At 37.0% G+C, this 10,430-nt stretch carries 9 protein-coding genes; 8 read left to right on the top strand and 1 reads right to left on the bottom strand.

What is annotated here, in order from left to right:
• Nucleotides 1–249 (bottom strand): helix-turn-helix domain-containing protein (locus tag BLR79_RS02600; RefSeq protein WP_143338761.1); only part of this gene is annotated, 249 nt, incomplete at its 3' end.
• A 508-nt stretch (nucleotides 250–757) separates the two neighbouring features.
• On the opposite strand from BLR79_RS02600, the gene dnaA reads away from it, so the two are divergent.
• The 8 genes from dnaA to ssb all read left to right on the top strand — a co-directional run bounded on the left by dnaA (nucleotide 758) and on the right by ssb (nucleotide 10,411).
• Nucleotides 758–2,131 carry a chromosomal replication initiator protein DnaA gene (dnaA, locus tag BLR79_RS02595; RefSeq protein ID WP_092084569.1) on the top strand — a complete coding sequence of 458 codons (1,374 nt, stop codon included), beginning with the start codon at nucleotides 758–760 and terminating at the stop codon, nucleotides 2,129–2,131.
• 161 nt (nucleotides 2,132–2,292) lie between these two features.
• The gene (gene dnaN, locus BLR79_RS02590) at nucleotides 2,293–3,441 is read left to right on the top strand and encodes a DNA polymerase III subunit beta (RefSeq protein WP_092084567.1); all 1,149 of its coding nucleotides are present in this window, start codon (nucleotides 2,293–2,295) and stop codon (nucleotides 3,439–3,441) included.
• 163 nt (nucleotides 3,442–3,604) lie between these two features.
• Complete coding sequence (gene yaaA, locus BLR79_RS02585; protein ID WP_092084565.1) at nucleotides 3,605–3,832, top strand: S4 domain-containing protein YaaA; 228 nt, start codon at nucleotides 3,605–3,607, stop codon at nucleotides 3,830–3,832.
• A 3-nt stretch (nucleotides 3,833–3,835) separates the two neighbouring features.
• A complete protein-coding gene (gene recF, locus BLR79_RS02580) occupies nucleotides 3,836–4,954 on the top strand; it encodes a DNA replication/repair protein RecF (protein ID WP_092084563.1) in 1,119 nt (372 codons plus the stop codon).
• Nucleotides 4,955–4,971: 17 nt separating this feature from the next.
• On the top strand, nucleotides 4,972–6,894 hold the full coding sequence (gene gyrB / locus BLR79_RS02575) for a DNA topoisomerase (ATP-hydrolyzing) subunit B (protein WP_092084561.1): 1,923 nt from the start codon (nucleotides 4,972–4,974) through the stop codon (nucleotides 6,892–6,894).
• A 17-nt stretch (nucleotides 6,895–6,911) separates the two neighbouring features.
• Complete coding sequence (gene gyrA / locus BLR79_RS02570; protein ID WP_092084560.1) at nucleotides 6,912–9,419, top strand: DNA gyrase subunit A; 2,508 nt, start codon at nucleotides 6,912–6,914, stop codon at nucleotides 9,417–9,419.
• Between the two features lie 164 nt (nucleotides 9,420–9,583).
• Nucleotides 9,584–9,880: a 30S ribosomal protein S6 gene (gene rpsF / locus BLR79_RS02565; RefSeq protein ID WP_092084558.1), complete on the top strand. Its 297-nt coding sequence runs from the start codon at nucleotides 9,584–9,586 to the stop codon at nucleotides 9,878–9,880.
• Between the two features lie 39 nt (nucleotides 9,881–9,919).
• On the top strand, nucleotides 9,920–10,411 hold the full coding sequence (gene ssb, locus BLR79_RS02560; protein ID WP_092084556.1) for a single-stranded DNA-binding protein: 492 nt from the start codon (nucleotides 9,920–9,922) through the stop codon (nucleotides 10,409–10,411).
• The last annotated feature ends 19 nt before the right edge of the window (nucleotides 10,412–10,430 follow it).

Here is a 10,430-nt window from a genome sequence, read left to right as displayed (position 1 = left end):
CTTAAATCGACGGTATTTTTTCTGAATCAGTTGAAGTTCTTCTTGAGTATGTTGGTTTGGATGACTGTGAGGACGGCGACTTTTGTTACGTAAGCTATCCCACGTCTTATCGTAACGCTTGCGCCAACGTTGGACGTTTTGACGGCTTGTGCCATAACGACGGGCTGCTTTGGCGTTATTATTATATTTTTCCGCATACTCAACAACTTTTTGCCTATATCGCATTTCTTCTGTTATAATTGACTTCATGGGGAGCTTCCTTTCACACTATGGTTTTTATTTTGTCTAGATATAGTGTACCAGAAGCTCCTCTTTTTTTTATGTTTTTGTGTCACATATGTATGATACCCTTACATTTTTCAGACATTCTTCTACACAGCTTCTTCATATCCTCGTTTGTTTCTTCTTAACTTATGAACAATTCATGCACAACATTTTATTTAGGTGTCAATAGTTTTTTTGACGGAAAAATTATTAACAAGAAAAGTGTTAACTTATTAACATTTAAACATCTGTAAATAAATCAACAACTTATACACAGGATAACTGTTCATAAGTGTTCTAAACGCTATTGTAACAGTGATATAATTAATGGAAAGTTATGAACAGATAAGTCGTAACTTGTTTTTATCGTTATTAATGCACACCGTTTTATTGACATGTTTATAAACTGGATGTTTATATGTTTAGAGTTTATATTAGTAATTTTAGTTGTGCATAACTCTAATTATGATATGATTAAGAAGAATTATTTTTTATGATTGAGGTGACGTGTGTGGATGAAAAATATGCTCTTTGGGAACAATTATCAAGCTTTTTAAAAACGATCCTTTCCAACGAGTCTTACGAAACTTGGGTAGCCAGTTCACAAGTTCATCGGCTAGGTAATCAAAAAATTACCATCTCAGTCCCTAATGATCTGACTAAAAGTTATTGGGAAAGACATTTAGTAGGCTACGTTCTTCAGTTCACCCTTGAAACATTAGGGGTAGAATTTAGTCCTAACTTCATTGTTCTTCCTCCGCAAACATTACAAACAGAAAAGCCTTCTCGTTTAAATACTGAGGAAACGCCTGCAATAGGTACTTCAACCGATCAGGCGACTCATTTGAATGCTAGTTACACATTTAATAATTTCGTTGTAGGTAAAGGAAATGAAATGGCGCATGCTGCTGCTCATGCAGTAGCAGAATCTCCAGGAATTGTTTATTCTCCTTTACTTATCTATGGTGGAGTAGGGCTAGGCAAAACCCATTTAATGCAAGCGATTGGTTTAGAAATTCAACGAGCCAATCCTTTAGCCCGTGTTCGATATGCCACGAGTGAAGAGTTTATGAATGATTTTGTGACGAGTTTAAGAGAAGGTGCTCAGCAAGAATTTAGAGAGATGTATCGCGACATTGATGTTTTATTAATCGACGATATTCAATTTTTCTCTGAAAAAGACAAAACGCAAGAAGAGTTTTTCAATACCTTTAATAACTTGTTTCATAATCAAAAACAAATTGTACTGACAAGCGACCGACAGCCTAAAGATATTGCTAATTTAGAAAAACGCTTAGTGAGTCGTTTCGAATGGGGATTAATTGTTGACATCACTCCTCCTGATCAAGAAACGCGTATTGCGATTTTGCAAAAGAAGGCTAAAAATAAAGGCATTGAAATTGATAATGATTCCCTTATGTATATTGCTAACCATATGGACTCTAACGTTAGGGAACTAGAAGGGGCTCTTAACCGCGTCTTTGCTTATTCTGCAATGGTAGGAAAAGAAATTAATGTAGGACTCACTGCTGATGCGTTGCAATCCTTTGTTCAGCCGACGTCTCAAAGTACTTCTTCTATTAATATCGATACAATTATTGAAGTAGTTGCGCAGTTTTATGATATTACTGCTCAAGATATTAAAAGTAAACGTCGAACTAAAGACATTGTCATCCCAAGACAAATTGCAATGTACTTAGCCAGAGAGCTTACGGGGGAGTCTTATCCAAAATTAGGAAAAGCTTTTGGTAATCGGATGCACACGACGATTTTATATGGATATGAGAAAATTGAAGAAGAACTTAAAACAGATGAACAACTAAGAAACGAAATGAATCAGTTACTCACTAAATTCAATACGGCTTGAGTCTGTTTAAAAAAGAAAGTTATGCGATATTTTGTACACAGCATATGCACATAAAGATTCCTTGAATTAAAACGTCATAGACGACTTATTAACACTATGAACACCCCCTACTACTATTTCTATTTCTTATTATTAACTATATATATAAAAGGAGCATGGATATGAAATTTAAAATTAACCGTCTAAGACTTGTAGAAGAATTAGCAAATGTTTCCAGAGCTATTTCTTCTAAAGCAACGATTCCTGTTCTAACAGGGATTAAACTTGCTTTAAACCAACATGAATTGACATTAATCGGTAGTGATACGGATATTTCTATTGAAAGTATTCTTTCAAGCGATAACGAAAAACTTAATTTGCAGATAGAACGAACAGGAAGTATCGTCTTACCAACTCGGCTATTAAACGAAGTGGTTCGTAAATTACCAACGGATACCGTAGAAATAGAAGTTAACGATCAATTTTTAGCAACGATCACATCAGGTCAAGCAGTGTTTCAAATTAATGGAGTGGATGGTGCACAATATCCGCTATTACCTGATATTCAAACGAATCAGCGCTTAAAACTACCAACGATGTTTTTTAAACAGATGGTTCATCAAACTATTTTTGCTGCTTCTAACCAAGAAACTCGTCCTGTTTTAACCGGAATTCATTTAACGTTTGATGAACATTCAATGACCGCTGTCGCAACGGATAGTCACCGTATGGGGCTGCGTCAAATCCCTTTAGAAATTCCTACTGATTTTGATCATTCAGTAGCTTTAAACGTACCTAAAAAAACGTTATTAGAACTAACGCGGATTGTTGAAGATGAACAAGATTTATATTTAGCTATTTCTGATCAACAAGTTATTTTCACCGTTGATCATTTAACGATTTATTCTCGTTTAATTGAAGGAGCTTATCCGGATACTTCTCGTTTTGTCCCTGAAAACTATACAACCACGATTACGATTGATGCGCCAGAATTTTTAAACGCCGTTGACCGAGCAGGATTACTAGCCCATGAAGCTAAAAATAATAATATTCAATTGAATGTTGAAGGCAATGCAGCTTATTTAAGTGTTCAAGGCAACGAAGTAGGGCATGTTGAAGAAGAGCTCAAAGCTCAAAAAATTGAAGGAGAGCCGATAAAAATCTCCTTTAACCCAGACTATATGAAAGATGCCTTAAAGGCCTTTACGCAAGGAACAGTTGAACTTCGTTTAACGTCAGCTGTTCGACCTTTAGTGCTAGTTCCTGTCTTTTCAACAGAAGTTCCTCATAGCCAATTAATTCAATTACTCACTCCAATTCGAACTCATTAAAAGACAAAAAACAGCCTTTTTAGGCTGTTTTTTTGTTTTTGAATAGCATTCCTTTAAAAGAACTTCGAAATGCTCTAAAGGGTAAAAAAACGGCGTTTATTTGTGTTGCAGGCGTTTTAAGGGTATAATTAAGAAGACAAGAAGAAGGAATGAAGGTGAAAAAATGGAAGAACTTGATGTGTACTTGGAAGAGGAATTTATTACTCTAGGACAGATTTTAAAAAGAGAATCGTTTATTCCATCAGGTGGTTTAGCTAAATGGTATTTAAGTGAACACACAGTGTATTTAAATGATGAGCTCGAAAATCGAAGAGGTAAAAAACTTTACCCTGGTGATCAATTAAAGCTTATTGAAGATAATGTTCTTTTAAATATTAAAAAGGACAATTAGACAATGAAGCTTAAACGACTTCAGCTAAAACATTTTCGAAATTATGATTCTTTAGACTTAACTTTTGATAAAAATCTAACCATTTTTGCCGGTGAGAATGCCCAAGGTAAAACAAATATCCTTGAGGCGATTTTTTTGTTATCGCTAACTAAAAGTCACCGAACGAACCAAGACAGTGACATGATTCAAGAAGACCAATCGGCGGCCGTGATTCAAGGTGATGTCGCTTTGAATCATTATGATTTGCCTTTAGAACTTATTTTAACGCGCAAAGGAAAAGTGGCCAAAGTAAACCATTTAGAACAACAAAAACTAAGTCATTTTGTTGGAAAACTCAATGTTATTTTGTTTGCGCCGGAAGACTTACAACTCATTAAAGGTTCGCCAAGTTTAAGACGGAAATTTATGGATAGCGAATTAGGTCAATCTTATCCAGTGTATTTGAATGAACTATCCCAATATCAAAAAATCTTAAGGCAAAGAAATCATTATTTAAAGCAATATGGAAAAAATTCCGGTTTTGATTCTGTTTATTTTGAAATATTAACCGAACAACTTGTTGATAAAGCAGTCATTATTATTCAATACCGGTTAGAGTTTATACAAACACTTCAACAGATTGTAGAACCAATTCACTACCAATTATCGAATCAACGGGACCACTTATTGCTTGAATATAAAAGTAGTACAAGTCAAATAGATTATACAAATAATCAAACAATTCGTGATCAACTATTAAATGAACTCAATCGAGTCTACGAAAGAGAAAAACTACAAGGGAATACGCTTGTGGGTCCTCACCGAGATGAATTAGACATCTCAATTAATGACAAAAAGGCGCAATTATTTGCCTCTCAAGGCCAACAGCGAACCGCTATTTTAAGTATTAAATTGGCAGAAATCGATTGGATGTATCAAATAACCAATGAATACCCTTTACTTTTGTTAGATGATGTTTTATCAGAATTAGATGACGAACGTCAGCGCATTTTAATGGAATACATTGAACAAAAAACGCAAACGTTTTTGACAACAGCAGCTGTAAAAGATATGACAAACAATCATTTAAAGGATGCCCAAGTGTATATTGTAAAAGATGGAACAGTTAGTAAAGACATGTAAAAGAAAGGAGCATTTGAATGGCTGACAAAGGATTGTCAAATGATTATAATGCAAATCAAATTCAAGTGTTAGAAGGGCTAGAAGCCGTTCGTAAAAGACCAGGGATGTATATTGGATCGACAAGTTCAGATGGACTACACCACTTAGTGTGGGAAATTGTCGATAACGCCATTGACGAAGCGTTAGCTGGATATGCCGACCATATCGAAGTATATATTGAAGAAAATAATAGTATCACTGTCGTTGATAATGGACGAGGAATTCCTGTAGATGTTCAAGCTAAAACGGGACGTTCAGCAGTGGAGACGGTATTTACGGTTTTACACGCTGGAGGTAAGTTTGACGGCGGTAGCTATAAAGTATCCGGAGGTTTACACGGAGTAGGAGCGGCAGTCGTTAACGCATTATCCGAAGAGTTAACTGTTGAAGTTTACCGAAATGACAATATTTACCGTCAAGCTTATGAACGTGGTAAACCAACTTCGGAGTTAGATATTATTGGTAAAAGTGAAGAAACAGGAACTAGAGTCAACTTTATCCCTGATTCAACAATTTTTACCGAAACCGTTGATTTTGAATATAACCGCTTACGCAATCGTATTCGCGAATTGGCCTTTTTAAATCGTGGCGTACGTATTTCGATTGAAGATTCGAGACAAGACCGCCAAAAAGATGAAAGTTTCTACTATGAAGGTGGTATTGTCAGCTATGTTGAGTATTTAAATGAAGACAGAGAAACCATCCATCCAGAACCTATTTATATAGAAGGAGTTTCTCCCGAAGAGATTCAAGTAGAAATAGCTCTTCAATATACTAACGACTATCATACAAACACGTTATCTTTTGCGAATAACATTAATACTTATGAAGGTGGAACTCACGAATCCGGGTTTAGAGCCGCTTTAACTCGTGTTATTAATGACTATGCTCGCAAAATGAATCTTCTAAAAGAAAATGAAGATAATTTAACGGGAGATGATGTTCGAGAAGGACTGACAGCGGTTCTTTCCATTAAACATCCGGATCCTCAGTTTGAAGGGCAAACAAAAACCAAACTAGGCAACTCTGAAGTTCGAGGCGTAACAGATCGCTTATTCTCTGCCCAACTAGAGACTTACTTAATGGAAAATCCATCAGTCGCTAAAATTATTGTAGATAAAGGAATTTTGGCAGCGAATGCTCGTATGGCAGCACGTAGAGCTAGAGAAATGACTCGTAAGAAAAACGTTTTAGAAATTGCCAATTTACCAGGTAAACTAGCAGATTGTTCAAGTAAAGAACCTGAAAAATGTGAACTATTCATCGTAGAGGGGGACTCTGCGGGAGGATCTGCTAAGCAAGGTCGATCAAGAATGTATCAAGCGATTTTACCAATTCGCGGGAAGATCTTAAACGTTGAAAAAGCATCGATGGATCGTATTTTAAATAACGAAGAGATTCGTTCTTTATTTACAGCTATGGGAACTGGCTTTGGAGCAGAATTTGACGTTAGTAAAGCACGTTATCATAAACTGATTCTTATGACGGATGCGGATGTAGACGGGGCACATATACGAACCCTTCTTTTAACGTTAATTTTCCGTTATATGCGTCCATTGTTAGAAGCTGGCTATGTTTACATTGCCCAACCACCTTTATACAAAGTAAAACAAGGACAAAAAGAGTTTTACATCGATACTGACCGCGAACTAGAAGAGTGGCAAGAAGAAAACCCTGACGCACGCTATTCTTTACAACGTTATAAAGGGCTAGGGGAAATGGATTATGATCAATTGTGGGAGACGACGATGAACCCAGAAAATAGACGCCTTCTTCAAGTATCAATCGACGACGCTAAAGAAGCCGATGTGGTAATGCAAATGCTAATGGGAGACGAAGTAAGCCCTCGTCGTCAATTTATTGAAGAAAATGCTGTTTATGTACAAAACCTTGATATTTAAAAGAAAGGACGAAGTAAATGAGTGACTTGTTTGATGTAGATGAACCACGTAACTATGAGAAAATAAGCCTACCTGATGAAATGAGAACGTCCTTCTTGGACTATGCGATGAGTGTCATCGTCTCAAGGGCTTTACCTGATGTAAGAGATGGATTAAAGCCAGTGCATCGAAGAATTCTTTATGGAATGAATGAACTAGGTGTAACTCCTGACAAACCATATAAAAAATCTGCCCGTATTGTCGGAGACGTTATGGGTAAGTATCACCCTCACGGTGATAGTGCGATTTATGAAGCGATGGTCCGTATGGCTCAACCCTTTAGCTATCGCCAAATGCTTGTTGATGGTCACGGAAACTTTGGTTCCATTGACGGCGACGGCGCTGCAGCAATGCGTTATACAGAAGCTCGAATGAGCCGTATTGCTTTAGAGATGTTAAAAGATATCAATAAAGACACAATTGACTTTCAAGATAACTACTCACAAGAAGAAAAAGAACCTGTTGTATTACCGGCACGTTTTCCAAACCTTTTAGTTAATGGAACATCAGGGATTGCGGTAGGGATGGCAACTAACATTCCCCCTCACAACTTAGGGGAAGTTATTGAAGCGTTAATTTTATTAATGAAAAATCCAGACGTTACGTTAAATGAACTAATGGACGTCTTACCTGGTCCTGACTTTCCAACGGGTGGTATCGTTATGGGTAAATCAGGCATTCGTCAAGCTTATCAAACGGGTAGAGGCCGCATCATTATCCGTAGTCGGGTCGAAATAGAGCAATTTAATCGTGACCGCGAGCGAATTGTTGTCACAGAAATACCTTACGGTGTAAATAAAGCAAGACTTGTGGAACGAATTGCCGAACTCGCTCGTGAAAAACGCGTCGACGGAATTACTTACGTTGCGGATGAGTCGGGTCGTGAAGGAATGCGAATTGTCATTGAAGTTAGACGGGATGCAAGTGCAAGTGTCATTTTAAATAACCTTTACAAATCAACACCACTGCAAGTAAGTTTTAGTTACAATATGTTAGCTATCGATGGTGGCGTACCGAAGATTTTAAACTTGACGGAAATATTACAAAAGTATTTAGACCATCAAGTTGAAGTGATTCAACGCCGTACTGCTTTTGAAAAGAAACGAGCAGAAGATCGTGCTCATATTTTACAAGGACTCTTAAAAGCGCTAGACGTTATTGATGAAATTATTGATATTTTACGTAGCTCTAAAGATGGTGAAACAGCTAAAGGTCGTTTAATTGAGCAATTTGCCTTTACAGACATTCAAGCTCAAGCAATTTTAGATATGCGTATGGTTCGTTTAACGGGCTTAGAGCGTGAGAAACTAGAAACAGAGTACAATAACTTACTTGAACTCATTCGCCGTTTAGCAGAGATTTTAGCCAGCAAACAACGCGTCTATGACATTATTGAAGACGAATTAAATGATATTAACCAACGCTTTAATGACGAACGACGTACAGAGTTACGGGTCGGTGAATTATTAAGCATTGAAGACGAAGATTTAATTGAAGAAGAAGAAATCTTAATCGCTTTAACGACAAATGGTTATATTAAGCGAATGAAAGAAGATGAATTCCAAGTTCAAAATCGCGGAGGTCGCGGTGTTAAAGGGATGGGAATGGGCGAAGAGGATAGCTTGCATTCCTTAGTTGTTGCTTCAACTCATGATGATATTTTATTCTTTACAAATAAAGGGAAAGTTTACCAAACAAAAGGCTATGACATTCCGGAATATGGACGTTCAGCTAGAGGGATTCCTATTGTTAACTTACTAAATATCGAAAAAGAAGAACACGTTAAAGAAGTGATTGCGATTCCTCGCGATAGTAATAAGAAGCATCTATTCTTTGTTACTCAACAAGGAACCGTTAAGCGTTCTTTAACTGAAGAGTATCAAAATATTCGTAATAACGGGTTAATTGCGATTAATATGCGCGAAGATGATGAGTTAATCAAAGTATTGACCACCCAAGGTCACCAAAACATTATTATTGGAACACGAGACGGTTATGCGATGACCTTTAATGAAGAAGATGTTCGTGTTATGGGAAGAACAGCAACAGGCGTTCGCGGAGTCAATCTTCGATCTGGTGATTATGTCGTAGGAGCTGATGTATTAACCGAAGATAGTAATGTTTTAGTGGTTACTGAAAAAGGGTATGGTAAACGTACATCTGCCCAAGAATATGCCCCAAGAAACCGAGGCGGTAAAGGAGTCAAAACAGCTAATATCGGCCAAAAGAGCGGTAAATTAGCTGGTTTAGTAGTAACAGACCGTAAAGGCGATGATGCTGTTCAAGAAGATCTCCTCATTATGACAGATCACGGAGTTGTTATTCGAATTGAAATTGATACTATTTCGCAAACATCTCGTGCCACTTTAGGCGTTCGAGTCATTCGAATTGATGAAGGTGCTGCAGTCAGTTCGATCGTTAAAATTATTAAAACCGACGAAGAAGAGACTGTAGAGGAAGAAACTGTCTTAGAGGACGAAGAATAAAGATTTTTGACCGTACTTTAACTAATAAGTACGGTTTTTTTATTAAATAAACATTAAGGTGTTGAATGCCATAGCTATTTAGCGTATAATAACTAAATGTGAGTATACCTTTATACTCTCCTTGCCACATTGTGGCCATATAGACCAAAAGGAGGTGCAGTAGAATGCAAACTAGAAAATATGAAATCCTATATATTATTCGCCCTGACTTAGGTGAAGATGATCGAAAAGCGTTAGTAGAACGTTTTGATGCGATTATTGCGAATAGTGGAGCGGAAAATCTAGAATCAAAAGAATGGGAAAAAAGACGCTTAGCTTATGAAATCAAAGATTACAAAGAAGGTCTTTACCATATTATGACTTTTGAGACTGCGAGCGAAGAAGGTTTAAACGAGTTCACTCGTTTAGCTAACTATAGCCGTGATATCTTACGTTTCATGATTACTAAGCAAGAAGATTAATAATGTTTCACGTGAAACACTTCGAAGGAGGAAGATGTCTTGAACTCTGTCCAACTCGTCGGTCGACTAACAAAAGATGTTGACTTACGCTATACTTCTTCAGGTACAGCCGTAGGTAACTTTACACTAGCTGTTAACCGAAATTTCAAAAACCAACAAGGTGAACGTGAAGCAGATTTTATTCAATGTGTTATTTGGAGACAACAGGCTGAAACTTTAGCTAACTTTACTCGTAAAGGATCTCAGATCGGTGTTCAAGGTCGAATTCAAACGAGAAGTTATGATAACAATCAAGGACAACGCGTGTACGTTACAGAAGTTGTCGTGGAACAATTTTTCTTCCTCGAACCAAAATCAGTAACGGAACAACGTCCAGCTGAAAGTTCTACTCCAGATTTTTCCAATAATCACTTTGAGAGCAATCAAAACACGTCAAACAATTTCGATTTTAACAATGATTTTAGTCAGTCATCGCCTTTCTTAAATGAAGGAGAAACAGTAGATGTTTCTGAAGATGACTTACCGTTCTAAAAAAAGATAGGAGGAAACG

Origin of the sequence: Dolosicoccus paucivorans (assembly GCF_900100125.1) — a bacterium.
Classification (GTDB): domain Bacteria; phylum Bacillota; class Bacilli; order Lactobacillales; family Aerococcaceae; genus Dolosicoccus; species Dolosicoccus paucivorans.
Note: the sequence above shows the minus strand (reverse complement) of the source record. Positions and strands in the feature narration are given on the sequence as shown.

What these genes read in the sequence shown, in the direction of transcription:
- dnaA (WP_092084569.1), top strand. Translation starts at nt 758, where the DNA reads ATGATTGAGGTGACGTGTGTGGATGAAAAATATGCTCTTTGGGAACAA.
- dnaN (WP_092084567.1), top strand. Translation starts at nt 2,293, where the DNA reads ATGAAATTTAAAATTAACCGTCTAAGACTTGTAGAAGAATTAGCAAAT.
- yaaA (WP_092084565.1), top strand. Translation starts at nt 3,605, where the DNA reads ATGGAAGAACTTGATGTGTACTTGGAAGAGGAATTTATTACTCTAGGA.
- recF (WP_092084563.1), top strand. Translation starts at nt 3,836, where the DNA reads ATGAAGCTTAAACGACTTCAGCTAAAACATTTTCGAAATTATGATTCT.
- gyrB (WP_092084561.1), top strand. Translation starts at nt 4,972, where the DNA reads ATGGCTGACAAAGGATTGTCAAATGATTATAATGCAAATCAAATTCAA.
- gyrA (WP_092084560.1), top strand. Translation starts at nt 6,912, where the DNA reads ATGAGTGACTTGTTTGATGTAGATGAACCACGTAACTATGAGAAAATA.
- rpsF (WP_092084558.1), top strand. Translation starts at nt 9,584, where the DNA reads ATGCAAACTAGAAAATATGAAATCCTATATATTATTCGCCCTGACTTA.